A 20801-nucleotide genomic window follows, 5' to 3' on the forward strand; every position below is an offset into this window, starting at 1 on the left:
GGCGGGCCCCTTACATGCGAAACGGGTGGCTAGTCCCGTCAGAGACTAACCACCCGTTTGCGCTGTGGCTACGGCGTGTCGGGCGCGGCGTGCGCTCCGGCTTTCTGCAGCTCCGGCTCGGGCGGCGGCTTGCGGGTTCCGGTGAAGGTGAACTTCGCGTCCTCGCCCGCGCTTTCGCCGTCCCAGTTGTCCACGTCGATGGTGACAATCTGTCCGGGCCCGACCTCCTCGAAGAGGATCTTCTCGGACAGCTGGTCCTCGATCTCGCGCTGGATGGTGCGCCGCAGCGGGCGAGCACCCAGCACCGGGTCGAAGCCGCGCTTGGCCAGCAACGCCTTGGCCTTGTCGGTCAGCTCCATCGCCATGTCCTTGCTCTTGAGCTGCGCGGCGACCCGGCCGATCATCAAGTCGACCATCCGGATGATCTCCTCGCGGGTCAGCTGGTGGAAGACGATGATGTCGTCGATGCGGTTGAGGAACTCCGGCCGGAAGTGCTTCTTCAGCTCGTCGTTGACCTTCTGCTTCATCCGCTCGTAGTCGTTCTCGCCACCGCCCTGGGTGAAGCCCAGGCCGACCGGCTTGGAGATGTCGGAGGTGCCGAGGTTGGACGTGAAGATCAGAACGGTGTTCTTGAAGTCCACCGTGCGGCCCTGGCCGTCGGTGAGCCGGCCGTCCTCGAGGACCTGCAGCAGGCTGTTGTAGATCTCCTGGTGCGCCTTCTCGATCTCGTCGAACAGCACCACGGAGAACGGCTTGCGCCGCACCTTCTCGGTGAGCTGGCCGCCCTCTTCGTAGCCGACGTACCCCGGCGGCGCGCCGAAGAGCCGCGACGCGGTGAAGCGGTCGTGGAACTCGCCCATGTCGATCTGGATGAGCGCGTCGTCGTCGCCGAACAGGAAGTTGGCCAGCGCCTTGGACAGCTCGGTCTTACCGACACCGGACGGGCCGGCGAAGATGAACGAACCCGACGGGCGCTTGGGGTCTTTCAGCCCGGCGCGAGTGCGGCGGATGGCCTTCGACACCGCCTTGACGGCGTCCTCCTGGCCGATGATCCGCTTGTGGATCTCGTCCTCCATGCGCAGCAGACGAGTGGTCTCGGCCTCGGTGAGTTTGAACACCGGGATGCCGGTCCAGTTGCCCAGCACCTCGGCGATCTGCTCGTCGTCGACCTCGGCAACCACGTCGAGATCGCCTGAGCGCCATTGCTTTTCGCGTTCGGCACGCTGGGCCACCAACGTCTTCTCGCGGTCGCGCAGGCTGGCCGCCTTCTCGAAGTCCTGGGCGTCGATCGCCGATTCCTTCTCGCGGCGGGCCTCGGCGATCTTCTCGTCGAACTCGCGCAGGTCCGGCGGCGCGGTCATCCGGCGGATCCGCATCCGCGCACCCGCCTCGTCGATCAGGTCGATCGCCTTGTCCGGCAGGAACCGGTCGTTGATGTAACGGTCGGCCAGGGTGGCCGCGGCCACCATCGCCGAATCGGTGATCGACACCCGGTGGTGTGCCTCGTAGCGGTCGCGCAGACCCTTGAGGATCTCGATGGTGTGCTCCACCGTCGGCTCGCCCACCTGCACCGGCTGGAAGCGGCGCTCCAGCGCTGCGTCCTTCTCGATGTACTTGCGGTACTCGTCGAGCGTGGTTGCGCCGATCGTCTGCAGCTCGCCGCGGGCCAGCTTGGGCTTGAGGATCGACGCCGCGTCGATCGCGCCCTCGGCGGCACCGGCGCCCACCAGGGTGTGCAGCTCGTCGATGAACAGGATGATGTCGCCGCGGGTATTGATCTCCTTGAGGACCTTCTTCAGGCGTTCCTCGAAGTCACCGCGGTAGCGCGAGCCGGCGACCAGCGATCCCAGGTCCAATGTGTAGAGCTGCTTGTCCTTCAGCGTCTCGGGAACCTCGCCGTGCACGATGGCCTGCGCCAGGCCCTCGACGACGGCGGTCTTGCCGACTCCGGGCTCGCCGATCAGCACCGGGTTGTTCTTGGTGCGCCGGGATAGCACCTGCATCACCCGCTCGATTTCCTTCTCGCGGCCGATGACGGGGTCGAGCTTGCCCTCCATCGCGGCGGCCGTCAGGTTGCGGCCGAACTGGTCGAGGACCAGCGAGGTGGACGGGCTGCCGGATTCGCCACCGCGGCCACCGGTTCCGGCTTCGGCTGCCTCCTTGCCCTGGTAGCCGGAGAGCAGCTGGATCACCTGCTGGCGCACCCGGGTCAGCTCGGCGCCGAGCTTGACCAGCACCTGGGCGGCAACACCCTCGCCCTCACGAATCAGGCCCAGCAAGATGTGTTCGGTGCCGATGTAGTTGTGGCCGAGCTGCAGCGCCTCGCGCAAGCTGAGCTCGAGAACCTTCTTGGCGCGCGGGGTGAACGGGATGTGTCCGGACGGCGCCTGCTGGCCCTGGCCGATGATCTCCTCGACCTGGCTGCGGACGCCCTCGAGCGAGATGCCCAGCGATTCCAGCGACTTCGCTGCGACGCCTTCGCCTTCGTGAATCAAACCCAGCAGGATGTGCTCGGTGCCGATGTAGTTGTGGTTGAGCATCCGGGCCTCTTCTTGCGCCAGGACGACGACCCTGCGGGCACGGTCGGTAAATCTTTCGAACATCGGGTTACCTGCTCTCCCTCAACGTCGGTACAGCCTCAGTTCCGGCCAGTGGGAGCCGGACTCGCGTACCTGCCATCCACTGTAATGGTCGGCCTGCCAGGGTTCCTAACCTTGCGGTTCCCCGCGGTTCGGGGCTCGCGCGGCCTTTACCTGCGATCTCCCCGCCGCCGACACAGCGGTAACTGAGGAAACGCGGCAAACCGCCAAATCGTTTCCGCAAACCCCGCGCGATCGTTTCGCCACCAGCGAAAGAACCGGCGCCCGGCGGTTGCGGCCGGGCGCCGGTTAAGACTGCGTTTCTAGGTTGCCGCGTGGAAGGCATCGATGACGTCGGCGGGGATACGCCCCCGCGTGGACACGTTGTGCCCGTTGCGACGGGCCCACTCGCGGATCGCCGCGCTCTGCTCACGGTCGATCGCGCCACGGCCGCGGCCGGAACCCGAACGGCCGCGACGGCGCCCGCCCACGCGGCGGCCCGCCGCTACCCACTGCTTCAGATCACTGCGAAGTTTTGCCGCATTCTTGGAAGAAAGGTCAATCTCATACGTCACCCCATCGAGCCCGAATTCGACTGTTTCGTCGGCCGCGCCCGCACCGTCGAAATCATCGACCAAGGTGACGGTCACTTTCTTCGCCATCAGATTACCCTCGCATTTCATCTTGAGCAGTTGCTGAGCAGATTGGATAGACTCCCCGCATCAATCTGCCATAGGAACGCAGCATACTCAATCTGGATGCATGACGCACAGTTGAACTTCAGTGCGGACGAACAATCGGGAACAAAACTGTCTCCCTAATTGACAGTCCGGTCAAACACATCAACAACCGATCGATACCCATTCCGGTTCCGGTGCACGGCGGCATCCCGTACTCCAGTGCGGCCAGAAAGTCTTCGTCGAGCGCCATGGCCTCGTCGTCGCCCGCGGCCGCGGCGCGGGCTTGCTCGGCGAACCTCTCGCGCTGCACGATCGGGTCGGTCAATTCGGAATAGCCGGTGGCAAGTTCGACCCCGTGCACATAGAGGTCCCACTTCTCGGTGACGCCCGGGATACTTCGGTGCTGACGCGTCAAAGGTGTTGTCTCGACTGGGAAATCCTTGACGAAGGTGGGGGCGGTGAGTGCGTTGCCCACCGTGTGCTCCCATAGTTCCTCGACGAGCTTGCCGTGGCCGTAGCCGCGGTTGTCGGGAATCTCGACGCCGAGCCGGCCGGCGATGGCGCGCAGTTGATCCACGGTCGTCTCGGGTGTGATCTCTTCACCTAGTGCCGCCGACAGCGACGGATACATTTGTATCGACGCCCATTCTCCGTCTATGTCGTAGACGCTGCCGTCCGGCAACGGTAGTTGTCTGGTGCCGATCGCCTCGTCGGCCACCTCTTGAATAAGCTCGCGGGTGACCACTGCCGAATCGTCATACGTTCCGTAGGTCTGATACGTCTCCAACATGGAGAATTCCGGAGAATGCGTGGAATCGGCCCCTTCGTTTCGGAACACGCGATTTAGCTCGAAAACCCGGTCGAATCCACCGACGATGCAGCGCTTGAGGAACAGTTCCGGCGCGATCCGCAGGTACAGATCGATGTCAAGAGCATTGGAATGTGTGATGAACGGCCGCGCCGCCGCGCCCCCCGCCAGTGTCTGCAACATAGGCGTTTCGACTTCGAGAAACCCACGCCGTTCCAATGCGCCGCGTATCGCGCGGACGACGGCGATCCGCTGGCGGGCGACCGAGCGTGCCTGCGGGCGGACGATCAGGTCGACGTAGCGCTGCCGCACCCGCGCCTCTTCGCTCATCTCCTTGTGCGCGACGGGCAGCGGCCGCAACGACTTGGCCGCCATCCGCCAGGAGTCGGCCAGCACCGACAATTCGCCGCGCCGTGAGCTGATCACGTTGCCGTGCACATAGACGAGGTCGCCGAGGTCGACATCGGCCTTCCACGCGTCCAGCGCATCGCGGCCGACCTTGTCCAGGCTGATCATCACCTGCAGGCTGGCGCCGTCGCCGTCCTGGAGTGTCGCAAAACACAATTTTCCGGAGTTGCGCGCGAAGATGACCCGGCCGGCGACGCCGACGATGTCGTCGGTCGCGGTGTCGGTCGGCAGATCGGGGTGATCGGCGCGCACCTGCGCCAGGGTGTGGGTGCGCTCGATCGCGACCGGGTAGGGCTCGCGACCCTCCGCCAATAGGCGAGCGCGCTTGTCCCGGCGGATCCGGAACTGCTCGGGAAGGTCTGCTGCGTCGGCAGAGTTCACGACGTGCCAGCTTAAATGACGGGGCTTCGAGTGTGCGCTGACGGCGTCTTGTGTGCGCCTCGGGCGCCGTGAGGCCACACTCAGCGCGAGAGAAAAGTCAGCGTGCGGTCTTCAGGCGGCCGCGCTGGGCGTCGCGGTTGCGCTCGAAGACCAGTCGCAGGCCGTGCAGGGTCAGGTGCGCGTCGTAGTGGTTGACGGTGTGCAGCTGGGGCAGCAGCAGCGGCGCGGTGTGCCCGGTCGCCACCACGACGACGTCGTCGCCGAGGTCCTCGGAAAAGCCGTCGACGTCCGCGCGGATCCGCGTGACCAGGCCGTCGACCAATCCGGCGAAGCCGAACACGGCACCGGCCTGCATGCATTCCACGGTGTTCTTGCCGACCACCGACCGGGGCTCGGTCAGCTCGACCCGGCGCAGTGCGGCCGAGCGGGCCGCGGCAGCATCCGACGAGACCTGAACCCCGGGGGCGATGGCCCCGCCGAGGAACTCGCCCTTGGCCGACACCACGTCCACGCAGATCGACGAGCCGAAGTCGACGACGATCGCGGCCCGGCCGAACTTGTGAAAGGCCGCCAGGCAGTTGACGATTCGGTCGGCGCCGACTTCTTTGGGATTGTCGACCAGCAGCGGGATCCCGGTGCGTACCCCCGGCTCGATCAGCACGTGCGGCACCGACGGCCAGTACTGGTCGAGCATGATCCGCACCTCGTGCAGCACCGACGGGACGGTGGACAGGGCGACGGCGCCGGTGAGCCGCTCCGAATCTTCACCGATCAGCCCGTCGATGGTCAGCGCCAATTCGTCCGCGGTGACCTCGGATTCGGTGCGAATACGCCATTGCTGCACGACTTTTGCGTGCTCCTTGGAGCCCGACAGCAGCCCGACAACGGTGTGGGTATTGCGGACGTCGATCGCCAGCAGCACGGCTACCGTGCACCCATCCGCGGATCGAGTAGCTCGGCCGCGTCGTCGGGCACGAAGGCCGGATCGTGGCCGAGGTCGATCGGCTTGTTGTCGGCGTCGACGAAGACGATCCGCGGCCGGTAGGCGCGCGCCTCGGCGTCCGTCATGGTGCCGTAGGCGATCAGAATCACCAGATCGCCGGGGTGAACCAGATGGGCTGCGGCGCCGTTGATTCCGATCACCCCGGAGCCCCGCTCGCCGGTGATGGCGTAGGTGACCAACCGCGCGCCGTTGTCGATGTCGACGATGGTCACCTGTTCGCCCTCGAGCAGGTCCGCGGCATCCATCAAGTCGGCGTCGATGGTCACCGAGCCGACGTAGTGCAGGTCGGCCTGCGTGACCGTGGCGCGGTGGATCTTCGATTTCAGCATCGTCCGAAACATCAGTTCCTCCAATGTGATTGGGCGAGTTCGTCCGGCCCGTCGGTGCCGGCGAGATTTCCAACTTCGATCGCAATGTTGTCCAGCAGTCTGGTGCCGCCCAGCCGGGCGGCGATCAGCAGGCGCCCGGGCCTGCCGACCTGCGGCGGGCCCAGCTCGGCGTCACGCAGCTCCAGGTAGTCGACCTCGATGGCGGGCACGGCGTCGAGCACCGAGCGCGCGGCGTCCAGCGCGGCCCGGGCGCCGACCGGCGCGGCGTGCGCGGCGGCCGCCAATGCCGCCGACAGCGTGCCGGCCAGTTCGCGCTGCACCGGATCGAGGTAGCGGTTGCGCGACGACATAGCCAGCCCGTCGCCTTCCCGCACCGTCGGTACCCCGACCACCGCGACGTCGAGGTTCAAGTCGGCCACCATCTGCCGGATCAGGACCAGCTGCTGGTAATCCTTCTCGCCGAAGAACACCCGGTCGGGACGCACGATCTGCAGCAGCTTGCACACGACGGTCAGCACGCCGGCGAAATGCGTTGGCCGCGAGCCGCCCTCGAGTTCGGCGGCCAGTGGACCCGGCTGCACGCTGGTGCGCAGGCCGTCGGGATACATCGCCGCGGCGGTCGGCGCGAACACGATCTCGACGCCTTCGCCGCGCAACATCGCCAGGTCCTCGTCCAGCGTCCGGGGATACGCGTCGAGATCTTCGCCGGCGCCGAACTGCAGCGGATTGACGAAGATCGAAACGACCACCACCGAGCCGGGCACCCGCCTGGCTGCGCGCACCAGGGCCAGGTGCCCGTCGTGCAGCGCGCCCATGGTGGGCACCAACATCACCCGCCGACCGGTGTGGCGTAGCGCGCGGCTGACCTCCGTGACGTCGCGCGGCGTCGAATACAGGTTGAGCTCGCCCGCCGTGAACGCGGTCGGCGCCGTGGGGTTCATCGCGCCAGCACCTCGACGACGTCGGCGGGGGCGTGGGCGCGCTGGGCGGTCCGCAGAGCATTCACCCGGTAGGCGTTGGCCAGCGCGGGGTCCACCCGCTCCAGCGCGGCCAGATGCTGGGCGACGGCGGCGGCATCACCGCGCGCGACCGGCCCGGTGAGCGCGGCCTGGCCGCGTTGCAGGGTGTTCTCCAGCGTGGCCCGCGCCAGCGGCCCGACGATGCGTTCGGCGATGCCGCCCGGCTGGTCGTCGACGGTTTGCTGCCCGAGCAGTTCGCTGCCGCGCAGCGCGGCCCGCAGCGCGTCGATCGCGTCGGCGAGCACCGCCACGATGTGGTTTCCGGCATGGGCCAGCGCGGCGTGGTACAGGACGCGGTCGTCCTCGCGGACGCAGAACGGCTCGCCGCCCATCTCCAGGACCAGGGATTGGCCGATCGCGTACCCGACGTCGTCGGCCGCGGTGATCCCGAAGCAGGTGTCGGGCAGCCTGCTGATGTCCTCGTCGGATCCGGTGAAGGTCATCGCCGGGTGGATGGCCAGCGGTATGCAGTCGGGCGCCAGCGGCGCGAGGATGCCGACGCCGTTGGCGCCGGACGTGTGCGCCACGATCGTGCCGGGCCGCAGCGCCGACGTCGCGGCCAGGCCGGACACCAGGCCGGCGAGTTCGCTGTCGGGAACCGCCAACAGCAGCAGCTCGGCACCGGCCGCCACGTCGGGCGGCGAGAGCACGGGGGTATCGGGCAGCCGGCGCTGCGCCCGCTGCCGCGATGCGTGGGAAATGGCGCTGCACGCGACGACGACGTGGTCAGCGCGCTCCAGCGCGACGCCCAGCGCGGTGCCCACCCGGCCGGCCGAGATGATGCCCACCTTGAGCCTGGCCGGGCGCAAACCGTCGAACTGCACCATCGCAGACGACCTCACTGATTTATTCGTTCGTTCCAGTCCCATCTGGGTACCGGACGGTCACTAAGACTGTAGTCGATTGGGTGGGCCGTCCCCAATGTGACGATGCCCTCAGCTCAGCCTTCCCGGCGACGCCGACGGCCCCCGCCGGACGGCTCCACCTGCAGCCTCGCCAGCAGGTCGGCGACGGAGTGGCCACCCGACGGCGGGGCCTCGCCCGCGCCCTGCCGCGCTTCGGCCGATGGGTCGGCTCCCCCGTGCCGAGGGGCGTTCGCGGCCGGTGGTGGCGGTGCCATTTGTGGTGGCGGCGGCCCAGCCGGCGGCGGCATAGGCGGCGTAGCGGCGGCGGGAGGGGGTGGCGGCGGAGCGGCCGGCGGCTCGTTCGTCGCCGCAAAGATCCCGAAGTCGCGGTACTCCGCCGAATGCCGGGAGGCCCGGCGACCGGCCTCCCCGTACGGCCAGGAAGGTTCGTGTTCGACGCGCGCGCCGTCCACGGGCTCGTCCGGGTGGGAGTGCCGGGCGCGGCGGCGCCCCGCGTCGGCCGGGGCCGGGGAATCGTCACCGGCCCAGTGGCTGCCCCGTGCGCCCGGCGGCAGCCAGAGCCCGTCCGCGGCGACCGGCTGCCAATCCTGCGGCTGGGGCTGCGGTTCCGGTTGGGGCGGCGGTGGCGGCGGCGCGTACGGCGGCGGTGGGGCCGGTTGTGGCGGCGGCCGGTGAAACTGCTCGAATCGCTGCTCGGGCTCCGGAGGCGGGGCCATGTACGGGGGCTCCTGCGAGACCAGGTAGGGAGCCTCGGGCGGGACGTCGTAGTGGCTCCGGGAGGCCTCCCGCGCGGGCGGCGCCTGGCGGGGCGGCAGCAGCGGCTCCTCGGGCACGTCGATGATCGCCTCTTCGTCGGCGCGCCGGTCGGTGCGCCCGAGCGGGTTGTCCTGGCGGGCCGACGTCACGCGATCGCTGGACACCCAATCGGCGCTCTCACCGTTTCGCTCCCAGTCGCTGTAGGTGCGTGCGCGCGGCGCCTCCGTCTCGAGCGTCTCCAGCGCCGGGCGATCCTGAAGGTCGGTGTCGAACAGGATCTCCAGGCTGGTCCGCAACGCGGCCAGCTCCGCACGCAGCGCGGCGACGTCGTCGGCGGCCTGGGCGCGCAGCTCGGACGCCAGCTCGCGGCGCAGCTGGGACTCCACGGTCAGCTCGTATTCGCGGCGGGCCGAGATCTCCCGGTCCAGCTGCAGGTCGTAGACGAGCTTGAGGTCACGCACGCGGGATTGATCAGCATCGCTTTGCCGGCGGTAGAGCACCGACACGAACGCGCCGGCGACTGCGGCCCACAGCGCCAGGATTACAGCGAGCTTGAGGAGTTCCACCCGATTGGTGAAAACCAGTGCGGAACTGGCCCCCATTGCGAGGACCAGCAACGCGGTCAAGAGCACCCACCCCGGCCTGCGACCGCCGCGCCGGACCCGGGCGCCGCGGGACAGAACGGTCATGGCCTGAGAGTACCTGTGCGAGGTCAATCCGCGTGTCGCACCGGTCCGGCGTGCCGCTGGCCCTACGCCGACCCCGGCGCGGCTTTAGCTTTCCGCGCCCTCGCCGTGCTCGGTCGGATCCTGCGGGGATTTACAGCAATGCTGCAGCCACAGCGCGGCAACCACGAGCGCCAGCGCGCTGACCGCCGCGACCACCGTGCCGGTGGTGTCCTCGGCGGCGACCCGCAGCCATGACCGCCGCGGCAGGAAGTACACCAGCACGCCGACCCACCAACCCAGGACGAGCGCGCCGACCCAGGCCGACGCCTTGGCGACCATCACGCTGCGCGCGACGGCAAGCGGATGCAGCCATCCCGGCCCGTCGCCGATTTCGCCCTCGTTGATTTTGGCCCGCACGTGGCGCGCCCACAGCGCCTCGCCGATGGCGACCGCGAGCAGCGACAGCCCGGTCCAGATCGTGATGGGCGGGAACCACCGGTAGAGCTGGATGACCAGGAGATAACCCACCACCGCAGCTCCCACCACCGCGGCCGTCAGGTCACGTTTCCTGGTCGGGCCCATCAGCGCCGCGACTCCCGGTTGGCGGAGGACGTCAGCGTCAGCCCGGACAACCGGACACCCTCGCGGTCGGCCGGCTCCAGCTCGGCCAGCAGGCGGGCGACCGGCCGAACGCCCCCGGCGACGGTCAGCTGGGCATCCGGGTCGATGGCCAGCCACGGGACCATCACGAAAGCGCGCAGGTGCGCCAGGGGATGCGGCAGCGTCAGGTTGGGCTCCCGGGCGATCACCTCGGTGTCGTCGTAGCAGGCGATCAGGTCGACGTCGAGGGTGCGCGGTCCCCAGCGTTCACCGCGAACCCGGCCCGCCGCGCGCTCGAAGTCCTGAGCACGCCGCAGCCACCCCTGCCCGTCGCACCCGGGGTCGTCGGCTATCACCACCGCGTTGAGGAAGGGCGCCTGTTCCACGCCGCCCCAGGGGTCGGTCTCGTACACCGGGGAGACCGCGAGCACCGCATCGCCGAGCCCGTCGACGACCGACCGCAACCGCGCCAGCCGGTCACCGAGATTGGAGCCGATGGACAGCACGACCCGCGTCATAGCGCCCCGCCCGCCGGGACCACCGAGCCGCGGCCGCCGCGCCGCGACCGCCGGACCACCACCGCGACGTCGTCGAACCGCTGCGGGATCGGCGCCTGCGGCTTGTGCACCACCACCTCGACGGCGTGCACGCGTTCGTCCTCCATCACCTTCCCGGCGATCTCGCCCCCGACGGTTTCGATGAGGTTGCGCGGCGGCCCGGCGACGACGTCGGCCGCGAGCTTGGCCAGCGCGGCGTAGTCGTAGGTGTCGGCCAGCTCGTCGCTGGTCGCGGCGTCGGCTAGGTCGATCCATACCGTGATGTCGACGACGAACTCCTGGCCGTTGGCGCGCTCGTGTTCCAACACTCCGTGCCGCCCGCGAACCGCCAAGCCGCGCAACTCTATTCGATCAGCCATGCGTCCACGCCCCGACGACTTTGAGCGCGTCGACGGACGCACGCACGTCGTGCACCCGCACACCCCACGCCCCGTGCAGGGCGGCCAGTGCGGAAATCACGGCGGTCGCCGTCTCGCGCCCGTCGGGCGGTCGCGGCGACCCGTCGGGACCGGCCAGCAGCGTGCCGAGGAAGCGCTTGCGCGAGGCACCCAGGAGCACCGGCACGCCCGTGGCGACCAACTGCGGCAGGGCGTGCAGCAGCGCCCAATTGTGTTGTCCCGTCTTGGCAAATCCCAGCCCGGGGTCGATCACTAGCTTTGCCGGATCCACGCCCGCGGCGACGGCGGCGTCAACGCTGGCGAGCAATTCGGAGCGCACCTCGGCCACCACGTCGTCGTAGGGCGGGGCCTCGTGCGGCCGCTCGGAGGACACCGAGCGCCAGTGCATCAGCACCCAGGTCACGCCGGCCTCGGCCACGAGCGGCGCCATCGCAGGGTCGGCCCGCCCGCCGGACACGTCGTTGACGATCCGCGCGCCGCTCTGCAGCGCCGCCCGCGCGACGTCGGCGTGCATGGTGTCGATGCTCACGGTAATGCCCTGTGCCGCAAGCTCTTTGACGACGGGAACGACGCGCGAGGCCTCGATCCGAGAGTCGATGCGGGCGGCGCCGGGCCTGGTCGACTCCCCGCCGATGTCGATGATTCCCGCGCCTTCGGCGACCATTGCGAGTCCGTGCGCGACGGCGCTGTCCGCATCGAGGTAGCGCCCGCCGTCCGAGAATGAATCGTCAGTGACGTTCAGAACTCCCATGACCTGCACAGGCGCCGGACTCACTTACGCAGGATGAGGTCGAGCGCTTCCGCTCGAGAAGCGGCGTTGGTTTTGAACAGGCCGCGCACCGCCGACGTCGTGGTGACGGCGCCAGGCTTGCGGACACCGCGCATCGCCATGCACAGGTGCTCGGCCTCGACGACGACGATGACCCCGGAGGGGTCGAGTTGCCGGACCAAAGCGTCGGCGATCTGGCTGGTGAGGCGCTCCTGCACCTGCGGCCGCTTGGCGTATAGGTCGACCATGCGCGCGATCTTCGACAGGCCGGTCACCCGGCCGTCCTTGCCGGGGATGTAGCCGACGTGCGCCACACCGTGGAACGACACCAGGTGGTGCTCGCAGGTGGAGTACATCGGGATTTCTTTGACGATCACCAGCTCGTCGTGCTCTTCGTCGAACATCGTGTTGAGCACACTGTCGGGGTCGGTGTATAGGCCGGCGAACATCTCCCGGTAGGCCCGGGCGACGCGGGCCGGGGTCTCCCGCAAGCCATCCCGCCCGGGGTCCTCGCCGATCGCGAACAGCAACTCGCGGATGGCGGCCTCGGCACGTGACTGGTCGAACTTCCGCACGCGGCCCGCCGCGTGACGGGAACCCGGCCCCAGATCCGGCAACGCCATCGACTCCTCCGTTCGTCAGCCGTGCGCCGGCGGGTTGGACCGGCTCACATCCTCATCCGGCTGGTCGGGGGATTTCTGTGTATCCGGGGTGGGTTGACCAGGCGGCGGATAGGGCGGGTAGGGCGGATAAGACTGGTGTCCCTGGCCCGGGTAGCTCGGTGCCGGCTGCGGCCAATAGGGCTGCTGGGGCGGCGCGGGCGGATACCAATGGCCCTGCGGTTGCTGCGGCGGCCAGCCCGGCGCGTGCCAGCCGGCCGGCGCGCCGTAGTCGGGCCGCGTGGGACCGTGGGCCGCGCCCTGGCGTTCGCCTTGACCGTGAGAACCGTTGGGGCCGTGGGTATTTCGGTCTGCCTCGGCGCGCGCGGCCTCGGCGGCCTGGCTGGCGGCCGCGATGGCCGCCTTGAAGGCCGGCTCGGCGACCGGCGGGGGCCAGGGCTCGCCGCGCTCGATGGCCAGTTCGCCCGGCGTCTTGATCGGCGGCTTGTCCGACGGGATCCGGCCGCCGAAATCGTCGAACATGGTGAGCCGGGGCCGCTTTTCGACGCCGGCGAAGATCCCCTCCAGCTCGGCGCGGTGCAGGGTTTCCTTTTCCAGCAGCTCACCGGCCAAGGTGTCCAGGATGTCGCGGTATTCGGTGAGAATCTCCCACGCTTCGGTGTGTGCGGCCTCGATCAGCTTGCGCACCTCGTCGTCGATGTCGCGGGCGACCTCGTGTGAGTAGTCGGCCTGTGTGCCCATGGTGCGGCCCAGGAATGGGTCGCCGTGTTCGGTGCCGTACTTGACCGCACCGAGCTTCGAACTCATGCCGAATTCGGTGACCATCGCGCGGGCGACCTTGGTGGCCTGCTCGATGTCCGACACCGCGCCGGTCGTCGGCTCGCGGAACACCAACTCCTCGGCGGCGCGCCCGCCCATCGCGAACACCAACTGCGCGATCATCTCCGAGCGGGTCCGCAGGCCCTTGTCTTCCTCCGGCACCGCCACCGCGTGCCCGCCGGTGCGCCCGCGGGCCAGGATGGTCACCTTGTAGACGGGGTCGATGTCGGGCATCGCCCAGGCCGCCAGCGTGTGCCCACCCTCGTGGTAGGCGGTGATCTTCTTCTCCTGCTCGCTGATGATCCGGCCCTTGCGGCGTGGCCCGCCGATGACCCGGTCCACCGCCTCCTCCAGGGCGGGGCCGGTGATGACGGTGCCGTTCTCGCGGGCGGTCAGCAGCGCCGCCTCGTTGATCACGTTGGCCAGGTCGGCGCCGGTCATGCCGACGGTGCGCTTGGCGAGGCCGTCCAGGTCCGCGTCAGGGGCGATCGGCTTGCCCTTGGAATGCACCCGCAGGACGGCGCGGCGGCCGGCCAGGTCGGGGTTGGTCACCGGGATCTGCCGGTCGAAGCGGCCGGGCCGCAGTAAGGCCGGGTCGAGGATGTCGGGCCGGTTGGTGGCCGCGATCAGGATGACGCCGGCGCGGTCGCCGAAACCGTCCATCTCGACCAGCAACTGGTTCAGCGTCTGCTCGCGCTCGTCGTGGCCACCGCCGAGACCGGCGCCGCGCTGGCGGCCCACCGCGTCGATCTCGTCGACGAAGATGATGCACGGGCTGTTCTGCTTGGCCTGCTCGAAGAGGTCGCGCACCCGCGACGCGCCGACGCCGACGAACATCTCGACGAAGTCCGAGCCGGAGATGGTGAAGAACGGCACCCCGGCCTCACCGGCGACGGCGCGGGCCAGCAGCGTCTTTCCGGTCCCCGGCGGGCCGTACAGCAACACGCCCTTGGGGATCTTGGCGCCCAGCGCCTGATACCTGCTGGGGTTCTGCAGGAAGTCCTTGATCTCGTAGAGCTCCTCGACCGCCTCGTCGACGCCGGCGACGTCGGCGAAGGTGGTCTTGGGCATGTCCTTGGAGAGCTGCTTGGCGCGCGATTTGCCGAAGCCGAAGCCCATCCGGGCGCCGCCCTGCATGCGCGAGAACATCACGAACAGGCCCACCAGCAACAGCAGCGGCAGCACGTAGACGAGCAGCTCGCCCAGGATGCTGCCTTCGTTGACGACGGTGCTGATCTTCGCGTTCTTGGCGTTGAGGGCGTTGAACAGGTCGACGGCGTACCCGCTGGGGTACTTGGTGATGACCTTGTCCGAATTCTCGGTGTCGTTGGTGCCCTTCTTCAGGGTCAACCGCAATTGCTGCTCACGGTCGTCGATCTGCGCGCTCTTGACGTTGTCGCCGTTGATCTGTGCCATCGCCACCGAGGTGTCGACGGGCTTGTAGCCGCGGGTGTCGTCGCTGAAATAGAAGAACGACCAGCCGAGCAGCACCACGACGGCGATCGCCGTCACGGTGCGAATCACGTTTTTCCGGTTCATCAATCATCGGCCGTTGCGGCCAAGTCCTTCCCTATCCACACGCAGCTGGAAAAGTCCAGGCTACCGCTATACCAACGACTGGCTGTTCCCGATGGGCAGCCGATGGGCGGCCCGGCGTGCGGCTGGCCGCACGCTCGTCGCCCAGTGTGCGGCTGGCCGCACGTTCGGCGGAGCGCCTACTCGTAATAGCGGGCCTCGATGACATTGCCGTCGGGATCGCGGAAGTAGTAGCCCTGCGGCGCCCAACCTCGGGCCCCATAGGTGCGCTTCAGCCGCGCACTGGTGTCCACGCCCTCGGCCTGCAAACGACGGTCCAGCGCGTCGTATTCAGACTTCGACATCGCCAGGCAGACGTGATTGACCGGATGGCCCGCGCTGCCCTCGACCTTCGTGAGGGATTCGGTCGCGCCGGCGCTGCCGATCGGCGAGAGGTCGATGATCGAGTCCTCGCTGACCCGCACACTGGGGAACGGGGCTTCACCGGCCTCGAACTCGGCGAACCGTACGGGCGCGAGCCCGACCACCCGCGTGTAGAAGTCCATCGATGCGCGCGCATCCTTCGTCCACAAGACGACATGGTCCAGCCGCTTCACGCCAAGTCACCTTTCGTTCAGATGTCTTGCCGCGATATCTACCACGATGTCAGGCCTTCTCAGCCCACCGGCGTTGTGATTTGGTGAAACGATGCCCTTATCAACCGAACGGTTAGTAGACACCAATGGTGTGCAGTTGCGGGTCGTCGAAGCCGGGGACCGCGGCGCGCCGACGGTGGTCCTGGCGCATGGCTTTCCCGAACTGGCGTACTCATGGCGGCACCAGATTCCGGCCCTCGCCGAGGCGGGCTACCACGTGCTGGCGCCCGATCAGCGCGGGTACGGCGGGTCGTCGGCCCCGGATGCGATCGAGGCCTACAACATTCACGAGTTGACCGCCGACATCGTCGGGCTGCTCGATGACGTCGGCGCCGGGCGCGCCGTCTGGGTCGGTCACGACTGGGGCGCCCCGGTGGCGTGGCATGCGCCGCTGCTGCACCCCGACCGGGTCTCGGCGGTAGTGGGGTTGAGCGTCCCGCCGCTGCCGCGCTCGCACGTGGCGCCGACCAAGGCGTGGCGCAAGCTATTCGGCGAAAACTTCTTCTACATCCTGTATTTCCAGGAACCGGGCGTCGCCGACGCCGAACTCAACGCAGACCCCGCCAGGGTGATTCGACGGATGATGGGCGGCCTGCGGACATCCGGTGGCCAGGACGCCCTGGTGCGGATGGCTACCCCCGGCCCGGCAGGCTTCATCGATCGCCTTCCCGAGCCCGACGGGCTGCCGGACTGGATAAGCCAGGACGAGCTCGACCGCTACATCGAAGAGTTCTCCCGCACGGGATTCACCGGCGGGCTGAACTGGTATCGCAATTTCGACCGCAACTGGGAGACCACTCCCGAACTCGACGGCGCGAAAATCTCGGTTCCGTGTTTGTTCATCGGCGGGTCGGCCGATCCCGTGCTGTCCTTCACCCGCGCCGACCGCGCTTCGCAGGTGGTTTCCGGGCCGTACCGTCAGGTGATGCTCGACGGTGCGGGACACTGGCTGCAACAAGAGCGACCCGACGAGGTCAATGCGGCACTGCTGGACTTCCTCAACGGATTGGAGCTGCGATGACCGCCCCCCTGCGCTTCGGCGTCTTTATCACACCGTTTCATCCGATCGGCCAATCCCCAACGGTGGCATTGGAATACGACATGGAGCGTGTCGTCGCGCTCGACCGCCTGGGCTTCGACGAAGCGTGGTTCGGCGAGCACCACTCCGGCGGTTACGAGCTGATCGCGTGTCCGGAGGTGTTCATCGCGGCCGCCGCGGAGCGGACCAAGCACATCCGGCTGGGCACCGGTGTGGTCTCGCTGCCGTACCACCATCCGCTCATGGTGGCTGATCGCTGGGTGCTGCTGGACCACCTGACTCGCGGCCGGGTCATGTTCGGTACCGGTCCGGGCGCGCTGCCGTCGGACGCCTACATGATGGGGATCGACCCGATCGAGCAGCGCCGGATGATGCAGGAATCACTCGAGGCGATCCTCGCCCTGTTTCGCGCCGCGCCCGACGAGCGAATCGACCGCCACTCCGACTGGTTCACGCTGCGCGACGCCCAGCTGCATATCCGCCCCTACACCTGGCCGTATCCGGAAATCGCCACGGCCGCAATGATTTCGCCGTCCGGGCCGCGGCTGGCGGGCGCCCTGGGCACGTCGCTGCTGTCACTGTCGATGTCGGTGCCCGGCGGCTACGCCGCCCTGGAAAACACCTGGGAGGTGGTGCGCGAACAGGCCGACAAAGTCGGCCGCGACGAGCCTGATCGAGCCGATTGGCGAGTGCTGAGCATCATGCACATCGCGGACAGCCGCGACCAGGCGATCGACGACTGCACCTACGGGCTGCAGGACTTCGCCAACTACTTCGGCGCCGCCGGGTTCGTTCCGCTGGCCAACACCGTCGACGGCGCGCAGACACCACACGAATTTGTCGAAGACTATGCGGCCAAAGGCAATTGCTGCATCGGCACGCCCGACGACGCGATCGCGCACATCGAAGATCTGCTCGAACGCTCGGGCGGCTTCGGGACGCTGCTCATGCTCGGCCATGACTGGGCATCACCCGAAGCGACGTACCACTGTTATGACCTGATGGCCCGCAAGGTGATTCCCCATTTCAAGGGACAGCTACAGGCCTCGCGGTCGTCTCACGACTGGGCGAAGGGACACCGCGACCAGTTGATTGGCCGCGCCGGTGAGGCCGTGGTGAAGGCCATCACCGAGCATGTCGACGAGCACAAGTTGGAAAGCGAGAAGAGCTGATGCGCGCCTCGGTATTGCGGGACGGCCGGATGGTCTACCGCGACGACGTCCCCGACCCGATTCCCGAATCCGGCCAGGTACTGGTCGCGGTCCAATCGTGCGGAATCTGCGGTTCTGACCTACATTTCGCGGCGCACGGGTCCGAGGTGATGGCGCTGACCGACCGGATGGGCGGCGACGCCGCGGGCGGGATGAGCCTCGACCTGAGTCGCGATATCTTCATGGGTCACGAGTTCAGCGCCGAGGTACTCGAAGCCGGACCGGACACCGAAACGCATCCCCCGGGAACGCTGGTCACCTCGCTTCCCGTGTTGCTGTCCAGCAAGGGCGTCGAGCCCATCGTGTACAGCAACACGACGGTCGGCGGCTACGCCGAACGGATGCTGCTATCGGCGCCGCTGCTGATGCCGATTCCCAACGGCCTCGATTTCAAGCACGCCGCGCTGACCGAACCCATGGCGGTGGGCCTGCACGCGGTCAACAAGTCGAACATCGCGCCAGGGGAGACCGCCCTGGTGCTCGGTTGCGGTCCGATCGGCATCGCGATCATCGCGTCACTTCGCGCCCGTGGCGTGGAAACCATTGCGGCATCGGACTTTTCACCGAAACGCCGGGAGCTGGCCACCGCGATGGGCGCGCATCGGACGCTGGACCCGGCCCAGGGCTCGCCCTTCGACAGCGTCAAACCCGCGGTGGTGTTCGAGGCGGTCGGGGTGCCCGGAATCATCGACGACGTGCTGTTGCGGGCGCGTCCAGGCACCCGGTTGGTCGTCGCCGGGGTGTGTATGCAGCCCGACACCGTGCATCCCTTCTTCGCGATCGCCAAAGAGATCAACGTGCAGTTCGTCCTCGCCTACAGCCCGGATGAATTCGCCGATTCGCTGCGCGCGCTCGCCGAGGGCGACATCGACGTCACCCCGCTGATCACCGGCGAGGTAGGCCTGGACGGGGTCGGCGCGGCCTTCGATGACCTCGCCGACCCCGAGCGGCACTGCAAGATTCTCGTGACTCCCTAGGCCCAGCTGGATCCCACCGCGCTGTCGGTGTTGGCCATGTTGCTGCCCGCGGACTGGACCTTTTGCCCGTGGGCGTTGGCCTGCTCGTAGATCACCTGGAAGTTGCGGCCCAAGTCGGTGATGAACTGCTGGCAGGCCATCGAGCCGGCGCCGCCCCAAAAGTCGCCGGCGGCAAGCACATCGCGAACGATGGCCTGGTGCTCGGCTTCCAGCGATGCGGCCTGCGCCCGGATGAGGGCACCGTGGGCGTCGACGTCGCCGAATTGATAGTTGATCGTCATCTTAAAAGCCTCCTGTTGTTCGTTCGGTTGGTTAGCTGCCCAGGATCTGCTGGGAGGCCTGCTCTTGCTGCTCGTAGTTGCCGGCATCGCGAACCAGTCCGTCGCTGACTCCGTGCAGCATGTTCACGATGTTTCGGAACGCTTGATTCATCTGGCCCATCGTGTCCAGCGAGGTGGCCTCGGCGGTCCCGCTCCAGCCCGCGCCGGAGATGTTTTGCGACGACGCCCACATCTTGCGGGCCTCGTCCTCCACGGTTTGCGCGTGCACCTCGAAGCGGCCCGCCATGTCCCGCATCAGCTGCGGATCGGTCATGAATCGTGTGGTCATTGATGATCTCCTTGAAATGAGTTGTCGTGTGTGGTGAGTGGTCAGTGATAAGATGAAAGCTCTTGTCCCCCTTTCCGTTAACCGACGAGGCTCGTGCGCGGTAGGACGACTACGCGCGGCGCCTCGACGGCGCCGGATCCGCGAATCTCCATGCCCCCGACGGTGCTCGCGGGGATGCCCCGGGCCATCATCGGCGCACCCGCGGGTGCGCTGGCAGCCGGCGCGACATCCGGTGTGGCCGCGGCCGAGACCGCCTGTCCCGCTGGGTTCCATCCCGGCGGGACCGACAGGCCGCCGACCGAAGTGGCCTGGCCCAGCGCGGCCAACGGCATCAACCGTGCCGGCATCTCCGGAACGCGGGTGGGAGCCAGCGCGGGAGACAACCGTTCGGGCATCACCGGTCGAGGGCCGACCAATGGTTCCCGCGCCGCCATGCCCAGACCCAGGGCGGCGGGCTGTTCCATCCCGCTCAGCCCCGAGGTGCCGGTGCCCCCGCCCTGCCCGAGGACGCCGCTGAGCACGTCGCCGAAACTTCCGACGCCGGATTCGACGGGGCCGGCCAGTGTCGATGCGGATGTCAACGCGCCGTTGGCCGCTTGGGTGGTCATTCCCTGGACGGCGCCGGCGGCCGCCCCGGCCGGACTGGTGGTGGCCGGGGCCGGCGCCATCGGTGTGAGCATGGACGCCGCGGTCGAGGCACCTGCATAGGCGTACATCGCGGCCGCGTCCTGGGCCCACATCTCGGCGTACTGCGCCTCGGTCGCCGCGATCGCGGCGGCGTTGATGCCCATGAAATTGGTCGCGATCAGGGTCATCAGCAGGGCCCGGTTGGCGGCGATCATCGGCGGGGGCACGGTGGCCGCAAAAGCCGCCTCGTGCGCGGCCGCGGCCGCGGCCGCTTGCGTCCCGGCCTGCTCGGCCTGCGCCGCGGTGCTCTGCATCCACGCCAGGTAGGGCGCGGCGGCGGCGGCCATCGATGCGGCAGAGGGACCCTGCCACGCCGCGTCGGCCAGTTCGAGGACCACCGACCCATAGCCCGTCGCCGCCATGCGCAGCTCGGCGGCCAGACCCTCCCAGGCCGCGGCGGCCGCCAGCATAGGCGCCGATCCCGGGCCCGCATACATCAGCCCGGAGTTAATTTCCGGAGGTAACGCACCGAAATCCATTGGTATATACCTTTCTTCGATTCGTTTGTTCTCGTATGACAGCCGCGCTACTTGGCCGGCACCTTGTAAGACGGCGCCTTGTAGACGGGCGCCGCGGGCTCCTCGTACGCAGGCAACGGGTGCTTGTACACGGGCAGCGGATCCTTGTACTCGGGCACCGCGGGGTCCTTGTACACGGGAGCGGCGGGGTCCTTGTATGCGGGCAGCGCTTCCGTGTGCTCGGCGCCCGCCGCGGCCGGTTGGGCGTCGGCGGGCGTCGCGGACGCGCCCGTGGCCGGTGCGGCCGGTTGAGCGTCGGCGGGCGTCGCGGACGCGCCCGTGGCCGGTGCGGCCGGTTGAGCGTCGGCGGGCGTCGCGGACGCGCCCGT

At 68.3% G+C, this 20801-nt stretch carries 20 protein-coding genes and 2 pseudogenes; 3 read left to right on the forward strand and 19 right to left on the reverse strand.

Annotated elements, in window-relative coordinates; all coding sequences use genetic code 11:
• Positions 1-68 precede the first annotated feature (68 nt).
• From clpC1 to A5736_RS21915, 15 genes and pseudogenes are all read right to left on the reverse strand, one after another.
• Positions 69-2603, reverse strand: a complete 2535-nt coding sequence (gene clpC1, locus A5736_RS21845; RefSeq protein WP_076128495.1) for an ATP-dependent protease ATP-binding subunit ClpC — start codon at positions 2601-2603, stop codon at positions 69-71.
• Positions 2604-2902: 299 nt separating this feature from the next.
• Entirely contained in the window at positions 2903-3241 is a 339-nt protein-coding gene (gene lsr2, locus A5736_RS21850) for a histone-like nucleoid-structuring protein Lsr2 (RefSeq protein ID WP_076064105.1), read from the reverse strand.
• Between the two features lie 118 nt (positions 3242-3359).
• Positions 3360-4856 (reverse strand): lysine--tRNA ligase, encoded by a 1497-nt coding sequence (lysS, locus tag A5736_RS21855; protein ID WP_076248520.1) that lies wholly within the window; start codon positions 4854-4856, stop codon positions 3360-3362.
• A gap of 97 nt (positions 4857-4953) precedes the next feature.
• Positions 4954-5778 carry a type III pantothenate kinase gene (locus tag A5736_RS21860; RefSeq protein WP_076128490.1) on the reverse strand — a complete coding sequence of 275 codons (825 nt, stop codon included), beginning with the start codon at positions 5776-5778 and terminating at the stop codon, positions 4954-4956.
• 2 nt (positions 5779-5780) lie between these two features.
• Positions 5781-6200, reverse strand: a complete 420-nt coding sequence (gene panD / locus A5736_RS21865) for an aspartate 1-decarboxylase (RefSeq protein WP_076064099.1) — start codon at positions 6198-6200, stop codon at positions 5781-5783.
• Positions 6200-7129: a pantoate--beta-alanine ligase gene (gene panC / locus A5736_RS21870; RefSeq protein ID WP_076248522.1), complete on the reverse strand. Its 930-nt coding sequence runs from the start codon at positions 7127-7129 to the stop codon at positions 6200-6202. The genes panD and panC overlap by 1 nt, the downstream gene beginning before the upstream one ends.
• Positions 7126-8034 (reverse strand): Rossmann-like and DUF2520 domain-containing protein, encoded by a 909-nt coding sequence (locus A5736_RS21875; protein WP_076248524.1) that lies wholly within the window; start codon positions 8032-8034, stop codon positions 7126-7128. Before A5736_RS21875 ends, panC begins: the two co-directional genes overlap by 4 nt.
• Positions 8035-8147: 113 nt before the next feature.
• A complete protein-coding gene (locus tag A5736_RS21880) occupies positions 8148-9518 on the reverse strand; it encodes a DUF6779 domain-containing protein (protein ID WP_076248526.1) in 1371 nt (456 codons plus the stop codon).
• Positions 9519-9602: 84 nt separating this feature from the next.
• A complete protein-coding gene (locus A5736_RS21885) occupies positions 9603-10079 on the reverse strand; it encodes a DUF3180 domain-containing protein (protein WP_076128482.1) in 477 nt (158 codons plus the stop codon).
• Positions 10079-10615: a 2-amino-4-hydroxy-6-hydroxymethyldihydropteridine diphosphokinase gene (gene folK, locus A5736_RS21890; protein WP_076128479.1), complete on the reverse strand. Its 537-nt coding sequence runs from the start codon at positions 10613-10615 to the stop codon at positions 10079-10081. Before folK ends, A5736_RS21885 begins: the two co-directional genes overlap by 1 nt.
• A complete protein-coding gene (gene folB / locus A5736_RS21895; protein ID WP_369805179.1) occupies positions 10612-10962 on the reverse strand; it encodes a dihydroneopterin aldolase in 351 nt (116 codons plus the stop codon). Before folB ends, folK begins: the two co-directional genes overlap by 4 nt.
• A 24-nt stretch (positions 10963-10986) precedes the next feature.
• Positions 10987-11827: pseudogene (gene folP / locus A5736_RS21900) on the reverse strand (dihydropteroate synthase); the annotation flags it as partial.
• The gene (gene folE, locus A5736_RS21905; RefSeq protein ID WP_076128475.1) at positions 11824-12444 is read right to left on the reverse strand and encodes a GTP cyclohydrolase I FolE; all 621 of its coding nucleotides are present in this window, start codon (positions 12442-12444) and stop codon (positions 11824-11826) included. The gene folE and the pseudogene folP, both read right to left, overlap by 4 nt.
• 15 nt (positions 12445-12459) lie before the next feature.
• Positions 12460-14799, reverse strand: coding sequence for an ATP-dependent zinc metalloprotease FtsH (gene ftsH, locus A5736_RS21910; protein ID WP_076128472.1), 2340 nt, complete (start codon positions 14797-14799; stop codon positions 12460-12462).
• A gap of 176 nt (positions 14800-14975) precedes the next feature.
• Positions 14976-15392 (reverse strand): VOC family protein, encoded by a 417-nt coding sequence (locus A5736_RS21915; RefSeq protein WP_076248528.1) that lies wholly within the window; start codon positions 15390-15392, stop codon positions 14976-14978.
• A gap of 91 nt (positions 15393-15483) precedes the next feature.
• On the opposite strand from A5736_RS21915, the gene A5736_RS21920 reads away from it, so the two are divergent.
• From A5736_RS21920 to A5736_RS21930, 3 genes are read left to right on the forward strand one after another with little or no spacing between them, the layout of a single operon-like run.
• Positions 15484-16452: an alpha/beta fold hydrolase gene (locus tag A5736_RS21920; RefSeq protein ID WP_139333495.1), complete on the forward strand. Its 969-nt coding sequence runs from the start codon at positions 15484-15486 to the stop codon at positions 16450-16452.
• The gene (locus A5736_RS21925; protein WP_076248532.1) at positions 16449-17642 is read left to right on the forward strand and encodes an LLM class flavin-dependent oxidoreductase; all 1194 of its coding nucleotides are present in this window, start codon (positions 16449-16451) and stop codon (positions 17640-17642) included. The genes A5736_RS21920 and A5736_RS21925 overlap by 4 nt, the downstream gene beginning before the upstream one ends.
• A complete protein-coding gene (locus A5736_RS21930; protein WP_076248534.1) occupies positions 17642-18658 on the forward strand; it encodes a zinc-binding dehydrogenase in 1017 nt (338 codons plus the stop codon). Before A5736_RS21925 ends, A5736_RS21930 begins: the two co-directional genes overlap by 1 nt.
• Here the strand turns inward: A5736_RS21930 and A5736_RS21935 are convergent.
• The 4 genes and pseudogenes from A5736_RS21935 to A5736_RS26485 form a co-directional block, all read right to left on the reverse strand.
• Positions 18655-18939, reverse strand: a complete 285-nt coding sequence (locus tag A5736_RS21935) for a WXG100 family type VII secretion target (RefSeq protein WP_076064078.1) — start codon at positions 18937-18939, stop codon at positions 18655-18657. The genes A5736_RS21930 and A5736_RS21935 overlap by 4 nt on opposite strands.
• Before the next feature lie 31 nt (positions 18940-18970).
• Positions 18971-19267 carry a WXG100 family type VII secretion target gene (locus tag A5736_RS21940; RefSeq protein ID WP_076128462.1) on the reverse strand — a complete coding sequence of 99 codons (297 nt, stop codon included), beginning with the start codon at positions 19265-19267 and terminating at the stop codon, positions 18971-18973.
• Between the two features lie 77 nt (positions 19268-19344).
• Positions 19345-20433 (reverse strand): PPE family protein, encoded by a 1089-nt coding sequence (locus A5736_RS21945; RefSeq protein WP_076248536.1) that lies wholly within the window; start codon positions 20431-20433, stop codon positions 19345-19347.
• 47 nt (positions 20434-20480) lie between these two features.
• A pseudogene (locus tag A5736_RS26485) lies at positions 20481-20801 on the reverse strand (hypothetical protein); the annotation flags it as partial.

The sequence above is a fragment of the Mycobacterium sp. SP-6446 genome, from assembly GCF_001954045.1.
In the GTDB taxonomy this organism is placed as follows: domain Bacteria; phylum Actinomycetota; class Actinomycetes; order Mycobacteriales; family Mycobacteriaceae; genus Mycobacterium.

Bases quoted from the DNA above. Each gene is read 5' to 3' on its own strand.
- panD (WP_076064099.1), bottom strand. From the start codon at position 6,200: ATGTTTCGGACGATGCTGAAATCGAAGATCCACCGCGCCACGGTCACG.
- A5736_RS21945 (WP_076248536.1), bottom strand. From the start codon at position 20,433: ATGGATTTCGGTGCGTTACCTCCGGAAATTAACTCCGGGCTGATGTAT.
- clpC1 (WP_076128495.1), bottom strand. From the start codon at position 2,603: ATGTTCGAAAGATTTACCGACCGTGCCCGCAGGGTCGTCGTCCTGGCG.
- A5736_RS21880 (WP_076248526.1), bottom strand. From the start codon at position 9,518: ATGACCGTTCTGTCCCGCGGCGCCCGGGTCCGGCGCGGCGGTCGCAGG.
- ftsH (WP_076128472.1), bottom strand. From the start codon at position 14,799: ATGAACCGGAAAAACGTGATTCGCACCGTGACGGCGATCGCCGTCGTG.
- A5736_RS21925 (WP_076248532.1), top strand. From the start codon at position 16,449: ATGACCGCCCCCCTGCGCTTCGGCGTCTTTATCACACCGTTTCATCCG.
- A5736_RS21885 (WP_076128482.1), bottom strand. From the start codon at position 10,079: ATGGGCCCGACCAGGAAACGTGACCTGACGGCCGCGGTGGTGGGAGCT.
- folK (WP_076128479.1), bottom strand. From the start codon at position 10,615: ATGACGCGGGTCGTGCTGTCCATCGGCTCCAATCTCGGTGACCGGCTG.
- A5736_RS21875 (WP_076248524.1), bottom strand. From the start codon at position 8,034: ATGGTGCAGTTCGACGGTTTGCGCCCGGCCAGGCTCAAGGTGGGCATC.
- A5736_RS21920 (WP_139333495.1), top strand. From the start codon at position 15,484: ATGCCCTTATCAACCGAACGGTTAGTAGACACCAATGGTGTGCAGTTG.
- A5736_RS21940 (WP_076128462.1), bottom strand. From the start codon at position 19,267: ATGACCACACGATTCATGACCGATCCGCAGCTGATGCGGGACATGGCG.
- panC (WP_076248522.1), bottom strand. From the start codon at position 7,129: ATGAACCCCACGGCGCCGACCGCGTTCACGGCGGGCGAGCTCAACCTG.
- lsr2 (WP_076064105.1), bottom strand. From the start codon at position 3,241: ATGGCGAAGAAAGTGACCGTCACCTTGGTCGATGATTTCGACGGTGCG.
- A5736_RS21930 (WP_076248534.1), top strand. From the start codon at position 17,642: ATGCGCGCCTCGGTATTGCGGGACGGCCGGATGGTCTACCGCGACGAC.
- folE (WP_076128475.1), bottom strand. From the start codon at position 12,444: ATGGCGTTGCCGGATCTGGGGCCGGGTTCCCGTCACGCGGCGGGCCGC.
- A5736_RS21935 (WP_076064078.1), bottom strand. From the start codon at position 18,939: ATGACGATCAACTATCAATTCGGCGACGTCGACGCCCACGGTGCCCTC.